The 19,240-nt window shown below is 42.4% G+C and carries 19 protein-coding genes; 7 read left to right on the top strand and 12 right to left on the bottom strand.

The window, feature by feature from the left end; translation table 11 throughout:
• Nucleotides 1-57 precede the first annotated feature (57 nt).
• The 9 genes from L1272_RS12055 to L1272_RS12015 form a co-directional block, all read right to left on the bottom strand.
• Nucleotides 58-432 (bottom strand): hypothetical protein, encoded by a 375-nt coding sequence (locus L1272_RS12055; RefSeq protein ID WP_054552451.1) that lies wholly within the window; start codon nt 430-432, stop codon nt 58-60.
• A 9-nt stretch (nt 433-441) separates the two neighbouring features.
• Nucleotides 442-1,989, bottom strand: coding sequence for a S41 family peptidase (locus L1272_RS12050; RefSeq protein WP_235373524.1), 1,548 nt, complete (start codon nt 1,987-1,989; stop codon nt 442-444).
• A gap of 46 nt (nt 1,990-2,035) precedes the next feature.
• A complete protein-coding gene (locus tag L1272_RS12045) occupies nt 2,036-2,878 on the bottom strand; it encodes an amidohydrolase family protein (RefSeq protein ID WP_235373523.1) in 843 nt (280 codons plus the stop codon).
• Nucleotides 2,875-3,600, bottom strand: coding sequence for an SDR family NAD(P)-dependent oxidoreductase (locus L1272_RS12040; RefSeq protein ID WP_235373522.1), 726 nt, complete (start codon nt 3,598-3,600; stop codon nt 2,875-2,877). The genes L1272_RS12045 and L1272_RS12040 overlap by 4 nt, the downstream gene beginning before the upstream one ends.
• Nucleotides 3,601-3,609: 9 nt before the next feature.
• The gene (locus L1272_RS12035) at nt 3,610-4,098 is read right to left on the bottom strand and encodes an FKBP-type peptidyl-prolyl cis-trans isomerase (RefSeq protein WP_054552455.1); all 489 of its coding nucleotides are present in this window, start codon (nt 4,096-4,098) and stop codon (nt 3,610-3,612) included.
• Nucleotides 4,099-4,161: 63 nt separating this feature from the next.
• A complete protein-coding gene (locus L1272_RS12030) occupies nt 4,162-5,658 on the bottom strand; it encodes a LysM peptidoglycan-binding domain-containing protein (RefSeq protein WP_235373521.1) in 1,497 nt (498 codons plus the stop codon).
• A gap of 28 nt (nt 5,659-5,686) precedes the next feature.
• Nucleotides 5,687-6,673 (bottom strand): MBL fold metallo-hydrolase, encoded by a 987-nt coding sequence (locus tag L1272_RS12025; protein WP_235373520.1) that lies wholly within the window; start codon nt 6,671-6,673, stop codon nt 5,687-5,689.
• A gap of 68 nt (nt 6,674-6,741) precedes the next feature.
• Nucleotides 6,742-7,029, bottom strand: coding sequence for a cell division protein ZapA (locus tag L1272_RS12020; RefSeq protein WP_054552457.1), 288 nt, complete (start codon nt 7,027-7,029; stop codon nt 6,742-6,744).
• Complete coding sequence (locus L1272_RS12015) at nt 7,029-7,259, bottom strand: hypothetical protein (protein ID WP_054552458.1); 231 nt, start codon at nt 7,257-7,259, stop codon at nt 7,029-7,031. Before L1272_RS12015 ends, L1272_RS12020 begins: the two co-directional genes overlap by 1 nt.
• 240 nt (nt 7,260-7,499) lie before the next feature.
• Here L1272_RS12015 and L1272_RS12010 point away from each other — a divergent pair, with 240 nt between their 5' ends.
• Entirely contained in the window at nt 7,500-8,339 is an 840-nt protein-coding gene (locus tag L1272_RS12010) for a 23S rRNA (adenine(2030)-N(6))-methyltransferase RlmJ (protein ID WP_235373529.1), read from the top strand.
• 55 nt (nt 8,340-8,394) lie between these two features.
• Here L1272_RS12010 and L1272_RS12005 read toward each other — a convergent pair whose 3' ends face one another.
• From L1272_RS12005 to L1272_RS11995, 3 genes are all read right to left on the bottom strand, one after another.
• Nucleotides 8,395-9,204, bottom strand: coding sequence for an META domain-containing protein (locus L1272_RS12005; protein ID WP_194442176.1), 810 nt, complete (start codon nt 9,202-9,204; stop codon nt 8,395-8,397).
• A gap of 156 nt (nt 9,205-9,360) precedes the next feature.
• Complete coding sequence (locus L1272_RS12000) at nt 9,361-9,927, bottom strand: PhnA domain-containing protein (RefSeq protein WP_235373519.1); 567 nt, start codon at nt 9,925-9,927, stop codon at nt 9,361-9,363.
• 83 nt (nt 9,928-10,010) lie between these two features.
• On the bottom strand, nt 10,011-10,772 hold the full coding sequence (locus L1272_RS11995; protein WP_194442173.1) for a substrate-binding periplasmic protein: 762 nt from the start codon (nt 10,770-10,772) through the stop codon (nt 10,011-10,013).
• Nucleotides 10,773-10,876: 104 nt separating this feature from the next.
• On the opposite strand from L1272_RS11995, the gene L1272_RS11990 reads away from it, so the two are divergent.
• From L1272_RS11990 to L1272_RS11965, 6 genes are all read left to right on the top strand, one after another.
• A complete protein-coding gene (locus tag L1272_RS11990) occupies nt 10,877-12,154 on the top strand; it encodes an EAL and HDOD domain-containing protein (RefSeq protein WP_228482600.1) in 1,278 nt (425 codons plus the stop codon).
• A gap of 54 nt (nt 12,155-12,208) precedes the next feature.
• Complete coding sequence (locus tag L1272_RS11985; RefSeq protein WP_138600179.1) at nt 12,209-12,823, top strand: paraquat-inducible protein A; 615 nt, start codon at nt 12,209-12,211, stop codon at nt 12,821-12,823.
• A gap of 43 nt (nt 12,824-12,866) precedes the next feature.
• Complete coding sequence (locus L1272_RS11980; RefSeq protein ID WP_194442171.1) at nt 12,867-13,220, top strand: hypothetical protein; 354 nt, start codon at nt 12,867-12,869, stop codon at nt 13,218-13,220.
• A 104-nt stretch (nt 13,221-13,324) separates the two neighbouring features.
• Entirely contained in the window at nt 13,325-14,647 is a 1,323-nt protein-coding gene (locus L1272_RS11975; protein ID WP_194442170.1) for a TolC family protein, read from the top strand.
• Nucleotides 14,640-16,097 carry an efflux RND transporter periplasmic adaptor subunit gene (locus L1272_RS11970; protein ID WP_235373518.1) on the top strand — a complete coding sequence of 486 codons (1,458 nt, stop codon included), beginning with the start codon at nt 14,640-14,642 and terminating at the stop codon, nt 16,095-16,097. The genes L1272_RS11975 and L1272_RS11970 overlap by 8 nt, the downstream gene beginning before the upstream one ends.
• Nucleotides 16,094-19,198, top strand: coding sequence for an efflux RND transporter permease subunit (locus L1272_RS11965; protein ID WP_235373517.1), 3,105 nt, complete (start codon nt 16,094-16,096; stop codon nt 19,196-19,198). The genes L1272_RS11970 and L1272_RS11965 overlap by 4 nt, the downstream gene beginning before the upstream one ends.
• The last annotated feature ends 42 nt before the right edge of the window (nt 19,199-19,240 follow it).

Raw genomic sequence — 19,240 nt, 5'->3', positions numbered from 1 at the left:
ACATATTATAAAAAAAGCCCGCAAGGGCTTTTTTTATATCTACTTTTTAGCTTTGAATTAATCAACTGGTTTGCATTTCACCAAAGGAAGAGGCTCGGTCGCTTTACTATCTAAATGGCGCACAAAGCATATTTGGTTTTTAATAAGTAGCTCAAAGCGTTCTGGCATTGACAGTTGCTTGCCCATTATAAGGTTACCTTGCCCATCCATTACATTCATACTGTCAGTGACAAGCACACTGGTATTCATAAAAGCATCATCAGCAACAGCAATTGGCTTGCTGTGCATCAACCTTGCGATGCCTTGCGCTATTAGTTCACTTTGCGGCTCAGTAAGCCGTGCATGTTGCAATTTAGGTGTAGGCTCTTGGCTTTGAGCACTACAGCCTAGTAAAGTCAAAAGCATTAATAAGCTAGCTAATTGAACTCTCATGATTCGCTCCTATTGCTTCAATATTTTACTTTGTTGAAGCAAGGTTGAAGTTCGTATATCACGTACTTGCGGCGTATCGTTATAAGTAGCAGGTGCAAAGCCTTGCTCACTGACTGTTGAAGTAGCTACTGGACAGCGTCCATTCTCTCGATAGCTAAGTGCAGCACTGAGCATTGCTTCATTTTCATCGCCTAGTTGGTGAGTGAAATCATCAGCAATTGCACAGCCTGGGATTTTTACAGGTTGAAATTCACTATCGTTGCTGTTTTGTGGTGAAAAACCATCAGCATACTCACCAAACCCTTTATTATTGACGCCAGTAAATTGAATACTGAAGTATGTGGTATCGCAATTATCAGTTGGATAAAAACCATAGGGTTTACCGCAAGTTGTTTCGCCTATTTGAATTACTTCTATATTAGCGCCCCTAAGGCCATTGATCACAGCTTCACTTGCTGAGCAGGTGCTGTCTGTTGTAAGCACGAAGACTCGCTCTAAATTTAGAGAAGGTAACGAAGTACCAGGCGAAATCGCAGGATTGTCTGCAAAACCTAAAAACTCATTAGTAAACTGAACAGGCTCTAAGCGCTCCCCAGTAATAGGGTTAAAAGTTGGGTGTTGATCATTAAAAATAGTCTGTTCAAATATTTTGCCACTGGTATTACTCTCGCCTGCCACCATATAAGCAACCTGACTTGCCATTTGAAGGAATCCGCCTGGGTTGTAACGCATATCAATAATTAAATCTTTAACATTACTTGCTGCTAAGCTGTTAAATGCGTCGTACAGAGGTTTTTCTGCAACTGCATTATGGCGATTAAACTGGAAATAACCCACTTCACCATCCGCAAATGTTTTAACGTTACTAACTGCTTGGCCAGTAATAGTTTGTGCAGTCATGCTCACTTCACGAATTTCACTGGTATTTATATCTCGAAATACAAATGAAGTAACTTTGCCGGACTCAGATGGAAATAGGCCTGCATTCAATATATCAACCTCTGCTTGGGTCGTTGCATTTACAAAGTCGACACCATCCACTTCGATTACTTCTAATCCTCGGCCAAGATTCAAGTTTGATGCAGGAGAGTTTGGCTCAGTATAGGAAATAATGCCTTGGCGGGGGGCGCCCGCACTTATCAATCTAAGTTTGAAACCATACCCAAAAGATTGCCCTGATTGGCTTTGAGCTTGCCATTCAGCTGTGGGTAAACTACTGTGGAAATTATCTTTTTTAGCACCTGAATCTGTAGTGTTTTCAGTTTTTAATAAAGCGAAATAATTTAATACCCCTTCAGTTAGCGCAGGGTCTCGATCAACTATTTCGTCATACCACAGATAAGTTTCATGACTCCAAGCTCGTAACCAATGCTTCTCATTGAGTGCTTGGCATTGTTGATCAAATTTGCTTGATGGCTCAAATACACCTTGAGTCCAAGTGATGTCTTCACTAGCAATTACGTCTGAATCTGAACTGCCGGAACCACCGCAACCAACTAAAATCAGTGAGCAAATAAAGGCACTACTTGCCATAGGTTTTTTTAAAGCATTAAACATAAAACAGAGTTCCAGATAAATTAACTTATTTGAATATAGCTAGTTTTTAAGCAATTAGATAGATTTCGTAGGCGTTTTTATAGCTAAGTTGATGCCATAAACTCGGCAGTGAGCACAGTGAGTGATAGTGTTGCCAGCAGTTTTCGTAACTAGTATTTATTTGGCATACAGGAAAGTTACTGGCAAACATAACGCGATGCTCACCAAAGTACTTAACTAAATTATCAACCAGCCATAGGTGTTTGTTTGTGGCAATTTGTGTGAACTCCAACCCTGAGAACTTTATCGCGATATTATCGCAGCGGCTGAGTTTAATGATTGCTTCAAGCCATCTTTGCTCATCACTAATAAAGCCTAAATGATTAATCACCACTCGTAGTGATGGTAGTGCTGTGCAATACTTAATAAGCTGCTCAGTTATCTGTATGTTTTCAATTTCAAACTGTGCTTCAAAGTGTAAGTTTTCGGCTGCGATAAAAGCTAGATTATCTAGGCAGTGGGGAGTTAATAAGCGCCTAGCTTCATCACCCTCTGTTATATCGCGAATACCAACTAAAGATGGATGTTCTAACTTATTGAGTGACGCTTCAAATTGCTTGGGAGATACGTCAATCGGGCTGTAGCTGATTGCGCGATACGGAATGTCGTCTAAATGCGTTGCAAGCCAATTGAGCTCATTAATTGGTGCTTGATTATCAAAGCCAGCTTCAATATGCACCAAGGCTTCTAGTTGAAATGGACAAGCAGCTTTAAGTTCAGAAGCGACAATTTGCTTTTTAATTTTATCTAGATTTGGCCAAGCGGGGGGATTACTACCTTGTAGCCAAGTGTATTGACCCTCAGTGAGGTTAAAAAAGTGCACATGAGGGTCAATAATTTTGTCGCTCATTGCGTGGTGTATCCACCATCAATACTTTGTAAGCTGCCAGTAATAAAGCTCGCTTCTGGGCTTATTAAAAAATTAACCAAAGCAGCAATTTCTTCGGGTTGCCCTAAACGGCCTAACGGCTGCAGCGCGGCTTCTTCAGCAACAATCTCTGCTTTATCTGCACCACTGCGCTGACAGTAGGCATCAATCGCATTATGAAACAGTGGTGTTTCTATTGTACCTGGGCATACAGCGTTAGCACGAATGTTAAACGCGGCATAATCCAGTGCAGTCGTTTTTGCCATTGAAGCCAGTGCATGCTTGGTCAGGTTATAAGCAAACGAGTTTGGTTTGCCGATAATTGCCTGATCAGAAGCAACCACTACAATACTGCCTCCTTGCTGACTTTTCATGCTAGGTAATACAGCTTGAATTGCGGCATAGGCACCTTTCACATTGAGCGCAAATAGGGCATCAAACATTGCTTCGTCGGTGTTTTCAATGTTGGCACTTAAATGACGACCCGCATTAGAAATTAAAGCATCGACACGACCCTCTTCTGCAACAATATCGGCGATAGCCGACTTCACTTGCTGAGTATCACTGACATCACAGTGGCGATAATTGCCCTCTGATGGGGTAATATCTAAGTTATAAACTGTGTAGGCTTCACGTTCTAAACGCTCGATTATCGCTTTGCCAATACCTTTACTGCCACCGGTGACAATTGCAACGTTTGTCATTATTTACCCTTAGTGGCTGTGGCCACAACCGCCTTCACCGTGCACGTGGCCGTGAGATAATTCTTCAGCTGTCGCTTGGCGAACATTAATTACTTCAACGTCAAATGTCAGCGTTTTACCTGCAAATGGATGGTTTAAGTCACAATCTGCATTGAAACGACCTACTTTAACGATAGTTACTTGGTGACGACCTTGATTTGAATGAACGATAGCAGTCATACCTGGCTTCCACACTTTTGTGTTGCCTTGTAAGTGCTTAAGTGGAATACGTTGAATTAGGTTATCAACGCGTTCGCCGTAAGATTCGCTAGGCTCAAGTGTTACGCTAAAATTATCGCCAGCTGCTTTACCTTCAAGGGCTTTCTCAAGACCAGGAAGCATGCCTTCAGTACCATGGATATATGAAAGTGGCTCGCCATCTTTACTTGATTCGATTTGCTCGCCTGCTTCACTAAGTGTGTAGTGAAACTCAACTGCTGCGTCTTTACTGATCTGCATGTTATTTCTCTTTAGAATTTAAATATAGGCACTGATTTTACGCTAACCACAAGTGCTGAGCAATCAAGGCTTTTTCAATGAGCTTTCAATCCCTGACAGCATGGTTTCACTTGCTGGCACTTGTGGCTCAGTTGGCTTAGCTTGTGGTAAGTGCAATGTTAAAATAGTACCGGGTTTTAAAATGCTGGTAGCGCTGAGCTTATTCCACGTTGCAATATCTTTATGCGGTACATCATAAAGTTGACTAATACTCCAAATTGAGTCTCCAGGTTTAACCTGATAGTCGATAGCGATTGTAGAAATGACTTCTTCATGTTGCTCAAGGTAGGGACTGATATTGTAATCAACCAATAATGATTCCGGCATGGTTTGTGGTTGTGATAAGCGCAATTGTTCACCTACCTTAATCAAATTTGTTGTTTTATCGTTGAGAGTTTTTAGATCTTTTACAGACATTTTAAAACGCCTTGAAATACTGTAGAGGGTATCGTCTTTTTGTACTGTGTATTCTCCAGCAAAATTGTTGCGAAACAGTTTGCTTTGTAACAGCGTACGACGCTCTATTGGCAGAAGTAAAGTATGTGGGCCATTCGGGGAACTTTGGTTTTTTAAATACCCTGGATTTAATTTATGGAGCTGATTATGGCCGATGCCAGATAAATTAGCGATCACTGAAAAATCAAATTGTTGGCCTACATCAAACTCTGTGGTAAGTGCTTTATTCGCTAATTTCGGGCGTTTTAAACCTTTTTCTGGGTGCTTTAGTAAATAGCTAAGTGCCAAAAGTTTAGGAATATATTCAGCGGTTTCTTTTGGTAACGATAACGACCAATAATCAGTTTTCTTGCCAAGCTTTTTATTTTTTTCGATCGCTTTTTTAACGCGTCCTTCACCACTGTTATAGGCGGCAAGGGCATGCAGCCAATCACCATCAAAGCGTTTATGTAAGTAACTTAAATAAGCTAATGCGGCATCGGTTGAAGCAAGTATGTCTTGGCGGCCGTCATACCATTGGTCGCTTTGCACACCAAAATGATAAGCTGTCGCGCCGACTAGCTGCCAAACACCTACCGCTTGCTCTGATGATCGTATTGTTGGTCTAAAATCACTTTCAACAAAGGGTAATAAGGCCAATTCCATCGGTAGCTTTTGTTGTTCGATACGTGTGACGATATGATACAAATAAGGTGCCGCACGTTTATTTACTTTAATTAGGTAATTGGGTTGTTTTAAATACCATTTTACTCGTGCAGATGTATGTTTATTGGTTTGAAATACCAGCGTTAAATTGTTGGCGATATGCTGCCACAGATCTTTCGCGCGAGGCTTTGCTAGTGGAATATTATTGACTGCTATGGGCGCAGCAATAGGGCGAGGTTCGACAGCCGTTGAATCGACAAACTCACTAGGTGCTTGTTGGGTTGTTAAATCGGGCTCGTAATGGCTAAAAATCTCCGGCCTTGCCCGTTGCTGTTCTGTTTCTTGCTGAGTTAGTTGGCATCCTTGTAAGCCAATAAACAAGCTCAGCAAAAGTAAATATTTCAAACTTACTTGAGCCATATAATAAAATCCTTTTACTATTTTAGCCCTATTTTGACAACTTGCCCTGTTTAAGTCCAGCTTCTAAAAACATAGAAAACGCTCTTTCACCCACTTCATCTAGCTGGTATTGCTGTTTTATCTCAGTAGGAAAAAGCGGAATTAATTCACTAACGGGCTTATCTGGTGAGGAGTTTGTCATCTCTTGAATGGTTTTTAAAAACCTTAAAGGGAGTGCAAGTTCAGCAGGTGTCAGTGGCTTACCGTGACCCGGTAAAATAGTTGTCAGTGTGGTATTTTTTTGAATATCTTGCAGCGCACTTATCCAGCTAGAAAACGAGCCATGTCCTGGGTAGGGTAAGCTGTCGACTATATCGCCACCCAATAGCACGCGACCTTGATCGGCACTAAGGGTCAGATCACCCTTAGTATGCGCTTGGTAGGGTGTAATAACGATGGGGTAGTTACCAAGGTCTAGCTGTGTTGATTCAGTAATGTTAATAGCTGGTGGGTTCAGGGTGAGCTCTCGCCAGCGAAATAAGCGTTTTTTAGCAAGTTCTAGTTTGTCGCGCCAAACTGCTTGCTGATTTTTAGGTTGATTGGCAAGGCGTTGATAGCTCAGTTCTATGCTTTTTTCATAACCATCTAATTTATCAGTCAATGCTTGCTGCATTGCAACAAACTCAGTCGCTACTTGCTGATGTACGATGAGCTTAGCTTCAGGGAACTCAGCCTGTAAAACGGCCAAGCCTAGTAGATGATCATCATGATAATGACTCGCCACTAAATAACATAATGGTGTTTTTAAGCGTTTTTTTAGCTGCTCTGCGAGCTTTTCTACTTCGGCAAAGTTCCCACTGGCATCAAACATTAAGGCACATTCTTTACCCTCTATCAGCACTTGATTCGAATCGTAAAAACGCAGCTTATTTTGTTGTTGTAGAAATTGGATTTCGGGAGTGATGCTATGCCAGCTAACGCTTGCTTTGGCGCTATAGCTTACGAAAAGACAGATTAAAAAAGCACAAAATCGCATGGTGTTTCGCTCGAATAGGTGTCAGTGCTGTTGATTGTAAACAAAAAAAGCGCCAGATGCGCTTTTTTCTAAATACTAAGGTGTTGGCTGAGCTTATCTATTAAGCTGTCATGTTGTTGCTCTTGTTCTGCTTGTTGCGATTTTACTTCAAGCAATTCATGACTTAGATGCAATGCTGCCATCAGCAACGCTTTTTGGTCATTGCGAACCGATGAGCGTTGTTTCATTTGCTCCACTAAGTCATTCAAATTTTGTGCAGCAGCAACTAGGGCATGCTCTTGCCCAGGAGGGCAAGAAAACTCATGTTCTTTACCTAGTAGCTCTACGGTGACCCGCTGACTTTGTGGGCTGCTCATTAGCTAGCCTGTTGAACGCTTTGTAATTTCTCAAGCAGTCCAGTCAATGTGCTACTTGTATCTTTTTGTTTTTCTTCGTTTTCGAGTACTTCTAGTTGCAGAGTTTCGTTCTCATCTAAAAGCTTCGCGGTTTGTTCTTGTAAGCTTTTAACTTCACTTTCAAGTTCGCTGTTGCGAAGGATTAACTTGTCGATCAGTTGTTCGAGTTGGGAAAGAGTTTCGTTATTCATAAATGCGCTCATAAAACTGTGATTATTGTCATGCAAATGTAAAGGAAAGTGTCTTGATATGCCAGCATTTACGGCCGTTTTAGAGGATTTTTATTTATTATTAAGGTGTAATTCAGCGTAGCGGCTTTTTTATTCATTTATGATTCACCAAAGCGCCAGATGCTAGGATCATTTTCTGTTTATCATGTACAATATGGCTATTCATTTTTAATGCAGTTTTGCATTTGGCGACTTATAAATATGCTTAGTTATCGACACTCTTTTCATGCAGGTAACCCTGCTGATGTTCTAAAACATCTTGTTCTAGCTGAAGTTCTTAAATACCAAACAATTAAAGACAAACCACTTGATTATGTGGACACCCACTCAGGTGCTGGCTTTTTTGAACTTGCAGGCAGTGATGCACAAAAAACACAAGAGTATTTAGATGGGATTGCTAAGCTTTGGCGGCACAACAGTGAGCATGATGCACTTAATGAGTATATTGAGCTGATTAAATCATTTAATTCAAATGGTAATTTAGATTTTTACCCAGGTTCGCCAAAAATTGCAGAGCACTTTTTACGTCGCCAAGATAACGGTTGGTTCTTTGAGTTGCATCCACGTGACTTACAGTTACTGCAAGACAACATGAAAGGTAAGCGTTCTATTCGCGTACGTGGTGAAAACGGCTTTCAAGGCTTAATTGGTTTATTACCACCAGCATCACGTCGAGCTTGCGTGCTTATTGACCCTCCTTACGAAATAAAAAACGATTACGATACGGTTGTTAATACTCTTGTTAAGGCGCATAAACGCTTTGCTACGGGGACGTATATGATTTGGTATCCGGTTGTAGACCGTGAACGAATTGACAGAATGGAGGCGGGTTTAATCGCATCGGGTATTCGTAACATTCAGCTATTCGAGCTTGCAACAGAGGCCGATACCGACGTTCATGGTATGACTGCATCGGGTATGGTAGTGATCAACCCGCCATGGAAATTAAAGCAAACGATGGATGCTGTATTACCAGAACTTGTTTCCATACTAAGCGATAGCAGTGGTTTTTATCGCAGTGAACAATTAGTTGAAGAGTAATTTCTTCAATACAAAAACGCCCAGCAATTGCTGGGCGTTGTTAATTTAACTGTTGTTAATTCATATAAGTCGCTGCGAAGGTCGCAAGTGGCTCATCACTATCATCTAACAAGGTTAACTGCTCACCATTGATTGAGTACTTAGCCGTGGCTGTAAGTGCTGCCGACATGGCCGCTTCAATATCCATTTGTGATACACACATTTTTTTGGTGCTTGCTAATGGCTTGAATGTGAGCGCCTGCTCATTAACCTCGTAACTACCTGAGAAGTTATTACAACCTAAGTGACCATTGGTTGAACCATCGTCTTTAAATTGTACGAAAGGTTCTTTATTTTCAACGGTGATAGCCTCACCGCTGATGGTAACTGCTTTCCAATAGGTATTGGTCAAAGTCACGTCTGGCTTTTTCGCTGATACTTTAGTCACCGTTACCTTGTACAGATCGCCAGCGGCATCTTCGGCAAATGGATTATTGTGAGTAGTGCTGATGTAAAGTAATTTACCTTGATTCTCAATGCGTGCACTTACACTGTAGCGGTGACGGTCAGCAATTTTGCTTTCGTCATATTCAAGTGCTACATCATATGGTGGTGCACCATCTAATTGGATTTCTTGTTCGCTAATTACTTCAGCCTTGACATCCATTTTAGAAACATCAGCGAGCTGTACTTTTAATACTGAACCCGGAGGTAGCATACTACGATCTAAATAGGTGATTTGAGTATTCAGGGTTTTCATTGATGATTGCTCAGCTTGTGGTGCACTAGAGTCTTCACCACAGCCTGTTAAAACCAAGCTGCTCCCTAAGATTATTAAACTGCATAGAGAAGCGCGTTTGAAAGATGAAAAGGTATCCGAAGCCATGATTATTTTCCTTGCGTTTAGGGTTATGCATCATATTTAATTGCCTAGCATAAAGTTCGCTGTCTTAATCATAGCTTAATTAACAAAAAATGGGCACTAAGCCCATTTTCGTAATAACGAATCGCTTTAAGAACATAAAGCGCATAAGAATAAACGTTATTTTTTCACGTATTTGGTAAGAATAACAATACGTTGACCATCAACACGGCCTTCAATGTGTTCTGGGTTGCTCGTTAAGCCAATGTTTCTTACTGCTGTGCCACGCTTAGCAACAAGGCTGCTGCCTTTCACATCAAGATCTTTAATAAGTGTCACTGTATCACCCGCCTGCAGCACAACACCATTACTGTCGATGTGTTTAATGTCGTCATCTTCAGCTAGCGCTGTTTGCGCCCATTTTAATGTGTCTTCTTCAAGATAAATCATATCGAGTGCATCTTGTGCCCAGCCGTTATCAGAAGCTAAGCGTTTCAGCATGCGGTAAGCGACAACTTGTACCGCTGGAATTTGACTCCACATACTGTCATTCAAACAGTGCCAATGGTTTGCAGTTAAATCAGCATTGTTTTCGATTTGATCTTTACAAGTTTGGCAGACATAAATGCATTTATCAGAATGAGCCTCTGTAACAGGCGGCACTTCGTATACAGATAGGTTATCTGTAGCGGCACAAAGTTCACATTGGTTATTACTGCGTTCGATTAGGGCTTGTTCAATGCTCATAGGAGGCTCTTTTAAGTTTACAAGGTAAGAAAAACAGCACGCATTATAGCAAAAGAGGGACTGAAGCGGAATATCCCTAGTTATTATAGGGGTATAGTTTTTGTGTATTTATTGATTATGGCATCTAAGCTGCCAGAATTTTTAAGTTCTTTGATTGCTGCATTTATTTTTGGTAACAATGATTTATGTTCACTGCGCAGGCGAATTTTTAGGTTGCCTAGCGAGTGTAATGCGCCAAAACTGATATCAGCATCAAATTGCTCAGCCCAATATAATGCTGGCAGTTTATCTATTATGACGACCTCAATTCGGTGTATTTTTAGTGCCTGAATGAGTTGTTGTTCAGAGTGAAAATCAACCCGTTTAAAGTGGTTATCGTCATAATAGTAATAGCCTAAAACAGTCCCTACGGGTTGATTACGAATACTGTTGAGTTGCTGCCATTGAGCCACCGAGCTTTTTAAACTCACGAGATACTCCTCAACTGCAAACAGGGTGTCTGAGTAACTAAATTGTCGGTTTTGTTTTTCTGTCTGGCTCAGCCACTCGGGGCTTATGACATCAAAATCAATATTCCCTTGGTGAAGGTATTTAACGGTTCGTTTTGCAGGAAGCTCGACATGCTTTACTTGAACATCAGCAAGCTGCATAACTTGCTTGATCAGTTCGGGGAGGATCCCTGGATTGCTTTTGTCATCAATATAATAAGGATAGTAGTTCCCAGAGCCGGTTACATTATATTTCAGTACAGGCTGCTGCTCAGCCAAAACTGCTTGAGTAAGAAAAAGTAACAGTAAGAAAATCGAGTTAGAGAAGCGCAATGGTCTGATTGAATTCGTTTTCATGTACCTAGTTTGGTTGGGTTTTTGTTTTTTAGCAAGGCAAACATCTTTCACTATACTTATAACAATAGTAATGTGGAGTTAGCCACATTTAAGTGAGAAGTTGAATGTCAGAATTAAGTATGGAAGGTAATAAAAGTCAGAGCATGACTCAGTATATAGCCCGGCAGCCAATATTTAATGCTGATAGAAGTTTATATGCTTACGAATTATTGTATAGAGAATCGAGCGATAATGTCTTTCCGGTAGGAACGAGTGATGGCCAAGCAACGGGGCGGCTGTTTTTTAACGCGTTAATGTTGATGGGACTCGAGAAGCTAACAGGTTTTCAACCTGCGTTTATCAATCTATCGACTGACGCTATTTTGGATGACTTTCCTAAGCTGTTGCAGCCACGCAGTGCGGTTATCGAAATAGTGGAGCGGGCTACTAGCATTCCAAAAGTAGTGAACCGCGTTAAACAATTAAAACAAGAAGGCTATTTGTTCGCGCTTGATGATTATGATGGCACAGAGAAATGGCAAGATATTTTGCCTTTGATGGATTTTATTAAGCTTGAAGTTACGCAGCCGATTATCAAAACCAACATGATGATCAAAAAGCTTAAACGTAGCTTTCCAAAAACCACTATCATAGTGGAGCGCATTGAAAATTATGAGGACTTTCAACAACTAAAAGCAGCAGGTTGCGACCTGTTTCAGGGCTACTTTTTTGCCAAGCCGGAGCTTTTGAGTTTTGGTAATGTTGAACCATCAAAAATTGCTGTGCTTGAATTACTTAACTGTACTGCGCAAACAGATTTAAATTTTGATGCAATTCAACAACGTGTTGCTAAAGATATTGGCCTTACTGCACGCATTTTAAAATTAGTTAATGCGCGTATAAGTAATAGCCGGCAAACAATTCGTTCGATTTCACAAGCGGTTATTTACCTTGGTGAAGATGCGATTAGACAATTTGTGCGGGTATTAGCGCTAAGCGAATTAGGCAATGACAAACCGCAAGAGCTGACCAAACTTGGTTTAACAAGAGCTAAATTTATTGCTTTGATGCTTGAACCCGGAGGTAAAGACCTAGCTGAACAAGGTTATTTAGTCGGCTTACTCTCTGTTTTAGACGCTATTTTAGATATGGAGCTTAATATCATTGCCAAAGAGTTTTCATTGGGTAGTGAGCTTTCGAGTGCACTGTTAAACTTTAATGGCATGCAAGGGGCGAGCTTACAACTTGCTAAAGCAATGGAAGAAGAGCAGTGGCACACAGCCCTTGAACTACTCAAGATGATCCGCCCAGCCTCAAAAATGGATGTGGTTTTTCAAGCTATGTATGATGCCCGCGCATACGCAGATGAAGTATTCGCAAGCTTATCATCGGTTACAGACTAAGAGCGCAGAGTTCGTTATGATGCAGACTCTGAGTATTAAAAAGGTTTGTAACTAATGCGTGTTGTTTTTCCTATACTGGCTATTTTAATTGCCTTAGTGTTACTTATTCCCGGTGTAACCCAGCCAGTGCTCACCCTTGAAGGAAAAATTGATAAATCTAAGCTTGCCAAAACAGGTATTGAAATGATTGCCGATGAAGGCGATCGCAATACCCGTAGCGTGTTAATGATGGCATCAAGCATGCTGGGGCTTGATAAGCTTGAAGGAGAAATCGATGCCTACAAAAAAACACGCAGCATTTGGGGCACCGTGAATGAGCTTGCTAATAACAAAAACTACCTTGTTGCCGCGCTTGTAGCAGTGTTCTCGATTGTCATTCCCACCTTAAAACTCCTGATGCAATTGCTTTATTGTTTCTTACCAGTGAATAGGTTTAAGTATTTGCTCGGTCAACTCATACAAGGCCTAAGTAAATGGAGCATGGTCGATGTGTTTGTGATTGCATTGATCGTGTCTTATTTAGCAGGTAATGCCGATGGGCAAATGGGCGAGTTGATAAAAATGCATGCTGAATTGGGTGATGGATTTTGGTATTTTACAGGTTATTGCTTGTTTGCTATTGCTGCCAGCAGTAGCATAAAAATAGATAAACCCTTGTCGAGTTCGTAAATTTCGGGCTACAATTTGGGCACTTAATTTTTAAGGTATGATGATGACGCGACTTTCAAGCTACTTATTGATAGCTATGATGCTGCTCACTTTTGTGGGTCAGTTAGTTGCGTCTGTTGCTATGGTATGTGATATGCCACATGCCAGCATGCAAATGGATCATCATGCTAATATGAATGCTGACAGCGACATGAGTGATATGGATTGTTGCCATGAAGACGTAATGGATAACAGCGATTGTGCGTGTCCGTTCAATGCCTGTACAGCTCACTCACTCCTGCCGTTAAATGATTTAGTTGTTAAATTAATTAAGCAATCAGAAAAAGTCACCATGTTAGGCGCCAGCCAGCTTAGTTTTCACGTCAGTTCTTTATATCGTCCACCTATTACTGCTTAAGCAGGATAGGTCTGTCTAAAATTCAGTAAAACGCTGAAATACACCTCATTCTGCACCCAAAATCTATTGTTTTTTAACCATTTTTAAGATTTTTGGAGCATGTGATGATTCACAGCAAATTGATTAAGTCGCTTTCTCTAGGCGCAGTATTGATAACCTCAAGTTTAGTGAAAGCAGAGCCGTTAGCACTCAATCAGGTGATTGATTATGCATTGACTCACGAGCCTTGGTTACAGGCAAATAAATACCAGCAACAGGCGATAGAAGCGCAAAGCATTGCGGCAGGTACCTTGCCAGATCCTGTGTTAACCGTTGGACTCATGAACTTACCAACCGATGGCTTTGCCTTTGACCAAGAGGGTATGACGCAATTCAAAGTGGGCTTGTCACAACAATTTAGCCGAGGTGATAGTCTTGCCTTACAGCAACAAGCTTTAAAACAATCGGCTGAGCAATATCCTTGGCTTAGAGCAGACCGCCAAGCACAGGTTAAAGCCATTGTTAGTGAAGCATGGCTAAATGCCTATCGCGCACAAAAAAGCATTCAACTGATCAACCAAGATAAAGCCTTATTTAATCAACTTATTGATATTACAGAAGCAAGCTATGCCAATACACTTGGCGCGACTCGCCAGCAGGATATTATTCGCGCTCAGCTAGAGCTGACTCGGCTTGAAGATAAGCTGGTGATGTTAGAGCAACAGTTTGATAGTGCCAAAAAGCGACTAGCACAATGGCTACCTATTGAAATGCTAAACGGTGCAGTGAGCGATGAAAACACCAAGGTGACCGCAGTTATGGCTTATCAAGAGCTTGCACCATCTGGGGTGACTGAAGTGCTGATGAATCACCCGGCTATTATCGCTATTGATCATGCTATGCGTGCTAAAAATACTCAAGTGCAAGTGGCGAAAGAAGCGTATAAGCCGCAATTTGGTATGAACCTAGGCTATGGCTATCGTGATGATACCCCGATGGGTGACTCTCGCGCTGACTTATTCTCTATAGGGGTGAGTATTGATTTACCGCTGTTTACTGATAACCTTCAAGATCAACAAGTTAATGCCGCAATAGCTAATGCCGAGGCGGTAAAAACCAACAAGCTTATTACTCTACAGAAACTGCAAGGTCAGTATTTTAAAGAGCTTAGCCAACTAAGCCGACTTGCTCAGCGCAAAGCACTGTATCAACAGCAGCTATTACCGCAAATGGCAGAGCAAGCGGAGGCGACGTTAAATGCTTACACCAATGATGATGGTGACTTTTCAGAAGTGATGCGTGCTCGCATTAGCGAACTTAACGCAAAAATTGATGCGTTGAATATCGAAATTGATAAACAAATAACCCTCGCTCGCCTTAATTATTACGCAGCAGCAAAAGATAACCAAATAAATGCAGCACAAAGCCAAGGAGCTAGCAATGAATAACACAGTGAAATTAGTTATCGCTTTGGCGGTAGGTGCAGCATTGGCAACGGCTGTAAATAAATTGGCTGAGCCAGAGCATGCACAAATGCCAAGCGCTGAGAAAAAGCCGCTATATTGGGTGGCGCCCATGGACAGTAATTACCGCCGTGATGAACCGGGTTTATCACCAATGGGTATGGAATTAGTGCCCGTTTATGAGGAGCAAAGTAGCGCTGAAGACAGCCCGGGTACTGTGAGGATCTCACCTGCAGTCGTTAATAACTTAGGGGTAAGAACAGCACCCGTAAGGTATAAATCATTACAAACGACGGTTGATACGGTTGGCTATGTGCAATACGACCAAGACCAACTCGTGCATATTCACCCTCGTGTCGAAGGGTGGATAGAAACCTTATATGTAAAAGCTGCAGGTGACCAAGTTAAGCAAGGCGAGCCACTTTATACCTTGTATTCTCCACAGCTAGTAAATGCGCAAGAAGAGCTTCTGCTTGCCCTTAAACGTAACAATGCAGTGCTTATACGTGCGGCAAAAGCCCGCTTAGCCTCACTGAATGTTTCCGACGATTTTATTACCCGATTAGAGCAAAGCCAAAAGGTCAGACAAAACATTACCTTTTATGCCAAGCAAAGTGGCGTATTGGATGAGCTAAATATCCGCGAAGGCTTCTTTGTGAAACCGGGCACAACCATGATGAGTATTGCTCACCTAGAAGAAGTATGGGTTGAGGCTGAAGTTTTTGAGCGCCAAGCAGGGCTTATTCATAAAGGCTTGCCAGTTACTATGAGCTTAGACTACTTACCGGGCAAACGCTGGCAAGGCAAGGTCGATTATATTTATCCAACCCTTGATGAGAAAAACCGTACCCTTCGCGTGCGTTTACGCTTTGCCAACCAAGACGGCTTACTCAAACCGAATATGTTTGCTGAAGTCAGCATTACCACTAAGCCAACAGAGCCGCAATTAGTGATAGCCAAAGAAGCGGTGATCCGCACCGGTAGCCAAGATCGTGTCGTGATTGATTTAGATGAAGGGCGCTTTAAGTCAGTCGCAGTGACGCTAGGCCGTAGTGATAATCATGACGTCGAAATTTTATCAGGCTTATTGAAAGACGATAACGTAGTGGTTTCAGCGCAGTTCTTAATAGATTCCGAATCAAGTAAGAGTTCTGACTTTATGCGTATGCAAGAACCGGGTAGTGACAGCGCAATGGTAAATGGCGTGATCAACAGCATTGACCGCGAAGCCCGCACAGCCGTGATCAGTCGTGAGGCTATCCCTAAGTGGGGGCGCGAGGCTGCAACTATGGAATTTCATTTTTCGCCGCGCATCGATATGTCAAGTTTACAAAGCGATGATGAAGTGCATTTTACCTTTAAATTGGTGGACGGTGAGTTTGTGATTTTTGACATCATGACCATGAGCCACCCTATGCAAGGAGAAATGCAATGATAGCTGCCGTGATCCGTTGGTCAGTCGGTAATCGCTTCTTTGTATTACTGCTGTCTTTAATGTTGGCAGGTTTTGGGGTGTTTTCTTTAAAGAATACCCCTGTTGATGCCTTGCCTGACTTATCTGATATACAGGTCATTGTAAAAACATCTTACCCAGGACAAGCGCCACAAGTGGTGCAAGACCAAGTAACGTTTCCTATCACTACAGCCATGTTGTCGGTGCCGGGTGCTGAAACGGTAAGGGGCTTTTCGTTTTTTGGTGACTCTTATGTATACGTTATTTTTAATGAAGACACCGACCTTTACTGGGCCCGTAGTCGAGTACAAGAATATTTGAGTCAAGTAAGTGCTCGCTTACCGGATTCAGCGAGGCCTGAACTTGGTCCTGATGCAACAGGGGTAGGCTGGATTTACTTGTATGCGCTGGTGGATAAAACCGGTAAGCATGATATTAGCCAGCTACGAAGCCTGCAAGATTGGTTTTTAAAGTTTGAGCTGCAAACGGTGCCGGGCGTATCAGAAGTAGCGTCTGTTGGCGGTATGGTTAAGCAGTATCAGGTTAATGTCGACCCCGATAAATTGCGTGCTTATGGTATTCCGCTAAGTTTAATTCAAACAGCAATTAAGCAAGGTAACCAAGAGCGCGGTGCCTCAGTGGTAGAAATGGCTGAAGCCGAATACATGGTATCAAGCACAGGTTATATTAAAAGTGTCGCAGATTTAGAAGCCATTCCGCTGGGTACTAATGCCAATGGTACGCCACTGCAATTACGTGATGTGGCTGATATAAAACTTGGGCCGCAAATGCGCCGTGGTATTGCCGAACTAAACGGTGAGGGCGAAGTAACTGGTGGTGTAGTGGTGATGCGTTTTGGAGAAAATGCCGAAGCAACCATCAAACTGGTAAAGGAAAAGCTAGAGTCGCTCAAAAAAGGCCTGCCTGAGGGCGTTGAAATCATCCCTGTGTACGACCGTTCAAACCTAATTACCCAAGCACTTGATAACTTAAGCTCAAAGTTAATTGAAGAATTAATCGTGGTGGCCTTAGTGTGTGTGGTGTTTTTATTCCATATACGCTCATCGATTGTAGCCATTATCACGTTGCCAATGGGTATTTTAACGGCTTTTGTGGTGATGTATTGGCAAGGTATAAACGCCAATATCATGTCGCTTGGCGGGATAGCGATTGCTATTGGTGCAATGACCGATGGTGCTATCGTGATGATAGAAAATATGCATAAGCATATGGAGAAAACACCACTGACCGATGAGAACCGCTGGCAAGTGGTGATGGACTCAGCCGCAGAAGTCGGGCCCGCGTTATTCTTTAGTTTATTGATCATCACTGTTAGCTTTATGCCTGTGTTTATTCTTGAAGCACAAGAAGGACGAATGTTCTCGCCACTGGCTTATACAAAAACCTATGCGATGGCAGCTTCGGCGGGTTTAGCGATTACACTGGTGCCGGTATTAATGGGCTACTTTATTCGCGGTAGGGTTATTTCTGAGCAGAAAAACCCTGTAAACCGCTTATTGGTGGCAGCCTATAAACCTTTATTAAGTGCGGTGTTAAAAGCGCCGAAAACAACATTGGTACTGGCCTTGGTGTTGGCTGCTATCGGCTTTTATCCGGTTAATAAAATTGGCAGTGAGTTTATTCCTCCCCTTGATGAGGGCGACTTAATGTACATGCCAACGACTTATCCAGGCATTTCAATTGGTAAGGCCCGTGAAATCTTACAACAGACCGATAAGTTAATTGCCAGTGTGCCAGAGGTCGAGTCGGTATTTGGTAAGGTAGGTCGTGCAGACACTGCCACAGATCCTGCGCCACTTACTATGATCGAAACCTTTATTCAGTTAAAGCCAAAGTCGCAGTGGCGAGAGGGTATGACAACCGAGAAACTGAAAAAAGAGCTCGATAATCTGGTTAAGTTCCCAGGGCTTACCAATGCGTGGGTGATGCCAATCAAAACGCGAATCGACATGCTTGCCACTGGTATTAAAACGCCTGTGGGGATCAAAGTTGCAGGGCCAAAGCTGAGTGAAATTCAAAAAATCGGTGAGCAAATTGAAGTCATCCTAAAAGATTTACCGGGCACAGCGTCGGTTTACTCAGAGCGTGTTGCCGGTGGTCGCTACATCAAAGTTGATATCAACCGTGAAAAAGCAGCACGGTACGGTTTGAACATTGCTGATGTACAACAGGTTGTTGCTACTGCTATCGGTGGTATGAATGTGACCGAAACGGTTGAAGGGCAAGAGCGTTACCCAGTTAACTTGCGCTACCCGCAAGATTATCGCGACTCGCCAGAAGAGCTTAAGTTGTTACCGATAGTGACACCAAACGGACAGCGTATCGCATTGGCTGATGTTGCCCATGTCTTTATCGAAGATGGCCCGCCGGGTATTAAAAGTGAAAATGCACGTATTAATGGCTGGAGCTTAATTGACATTGAAGGCAGTGATATCGGCAGTTATGTTGAGCGTGCGCAACAAGCGCTGCATGAGCAACTTGAGCTACCTGCTGGTTACTCAATTACGTGGGCGGGGCAATATGAATATATGGAGCGCGCAAAAGCTAAACTCAGTTACGTATTGCCACTCACCTTGGCAATTATTGTGGTGCTGTTATACCTCAATTTTAGAAGCTTTATTGAGGTGGCAATGATTATGCTGACCTTACCGCTTGCGATGATAGGCGGTATTTGGCTGATGTACCTTGAAGGCTTTAACTTCTCGGTTGCTGTTGGGGTTGGTTTTATTGCCCTAGCTGGGGTTGCTGTGGAAATTGGCGTGATCATGCTGGTTTATCTCAACCAAGCGTATCAAGATGCTAAAGCGCAATCAGCACAGTTTACGGTTACAGAGCTGCGCCAAGCAATCATCAATGGTGCGGGCCTTCGGGTTAGACCAGTGATGATGACAGTTGCTACTATTATCATAGGGTTACTGCCAGTGCTTTATGGCACTGGAACGGGTAGTGAAGTGATGAGCCGAATAGCCGCACCTATGGTCGGCGGGATGCTCAGTGCCATAGTTTTAACACTACTTGTGCTACCTGCGCTTTACTTTATATGGCGTAAACGCCACCTATAAATTTTACAGTCAGTGTGTAACTTGTACGCTTTTACTTGCTGC

Source organism: Pseudoalteromonas sp. PAST1 (genome assembly GCF_021532515.1).
Taxonomy (GTDB): Bacteria; Pseudomonadota; Gammaproteobacteria; order Enterobacterales; family Alteromonadaceae; genus Pseudoalteromonas; species Pseudoalteromonas simplex.
Note: the sequence above shows the minus strand (reverse complement) of the source record. Positions and strands in the feature narration are given on the sequence as shown.

Excerpts from the sequence above, each read along its gene's own strand:
- L1272_RS12020 (WP_054552457.1), bottom strand. The coding sequence starts at position 7,029 with ATGAGCAGCCCACAAAGTCAGCGGGTCACCGTAGAGCTACTAGGTAAA.
- L1272_RS11975 (WP_194442170.1), top strand. The coding sequence starts at position 13,325 with ATGATTCACAGCAAATTGATTAAGTCGCTTTCTCTAGGCGCAGTATTG.
- L1272_RS12015 (WP_054552458.1), bottom strand. The coding sequence starts at position 7,259 with ATGAATAACGAAACTCTTTCCCAACTCGAACAACTGATCGACAAGTTA.
- L1272_RS12040 (WP_235373522.1), bottom strand. The coding sequence starts at position 3,600 with ATGACAAACGTTGCAATTGTCACCGGTGGCAGTAAAGGTATTGGCAAA.
- L1272_RS11990 (WP_228482600.1), top strand. The coding sequence starts at position 10,877 with ATGTCAGAATTAAGTATGGAAGGTAATAAAAGTCAGAGCATGACTCAG.
- L1272_RS12030 (WP_235373521.1), bottom strand. The coding sequence starts at position 5,658 with ATGGCTCAAGTAAGTTTGAAATATTTACTTTTGCTGAGCTTGTTTATT.
- L1272_RS12035 (WP_054552455.1), bottom strand. The coding sequence starts at position 4,098 with ATGCAGATCAGTAAAGACGCAGCAGTTGAGTTTCACTACACACTTAGT.
- L1272_RS12000 (WP_235373519.1), bottom strand. The coding sequence starts at position 9,927 with ATGAGCATTGAACAAGCCCTAATCGAACGCAGTAATAACCAATGTGAA.
- L1272_RS11970 (WP_235373518.1), top strand. The coding sequence starts at position 14,640 with ATGAATAACACAGTGAAATTAGTTATCGCTTTGGCGGTAGGTGCAGCA.
- L1272_RS11980 (WP_194442171.1), top strand. The coding sequence starts at position 12,867 with ATGACGCGACTTTCAAGCTACTTATTGATAGCTATGATGCTGCTCACT.
- L1272_RS11985 (WP_138600179.1), top strand. The coding sequence starts at position 12,209 with ATGCGTGTTGTTTTTCCTATACTGGCTATTTTAATTGCCTTAGTGTTA.
- L1272_RS11995 (WP_194442173.1), bottom strand. The coding sequence starts at position 10,772 with ATGAAAACGAATTCAATCAGACCATTGCGCTTCTCTAACTCGATTTTC.
- L1272_RS12025 (WP_235373520.1), bottom strand. The coding sequence starts at position 6,673 with ATGCGATTTTGTGCTTTTTTAATCTGTCTTTTCGTAAGCTATAGCGCC.
- L1272_RS12050 (WP_235373524.1), bottom strand. The coding sequence starts at position 1,989 with ATGTTTAATGCTTTAAAAAAACCTATGGCAAGTAGTGCCTTTATTTGC.
- L1272_RS12045 (WP_235373523.1), bottom strand. The coding sequence starts at position 2,878 with ATGAGCGACAAAATTATTGACCCTCATGTGCACTTTTTTAACCTCACT.
- L1272_RS12010 (WP_235373529.1), top strand. The coding sequence starts at position 7,500 with ATGCTTAGTTATCGACACTCTTTTCATGCAGGTAACCCTGCTGATGTT.
- L1272_RS11965 (WP_235373517.1), top strand. The coding sequence starts at position 16,094 with ATGATAGCTGCCGTGATCCGTTGGTCAGTCGGTAATCGCTTCTTTGTA.
- L1272_RS12055 (WP_054552451.1), bottom strand. The coding sequence starts at position 432 with ATGAGAGTTCAATTAGCTAGCTTATTAATGCTTTTGACTTTACTAGGC.
- L1272_RS12005 (WP_194442176.1), bottom strand. The coding sequence starts at position 9,204 with ATGGCTTCGGATACCTTTTCATCTTTCAAACGCGCTTCTCTATGCAGT.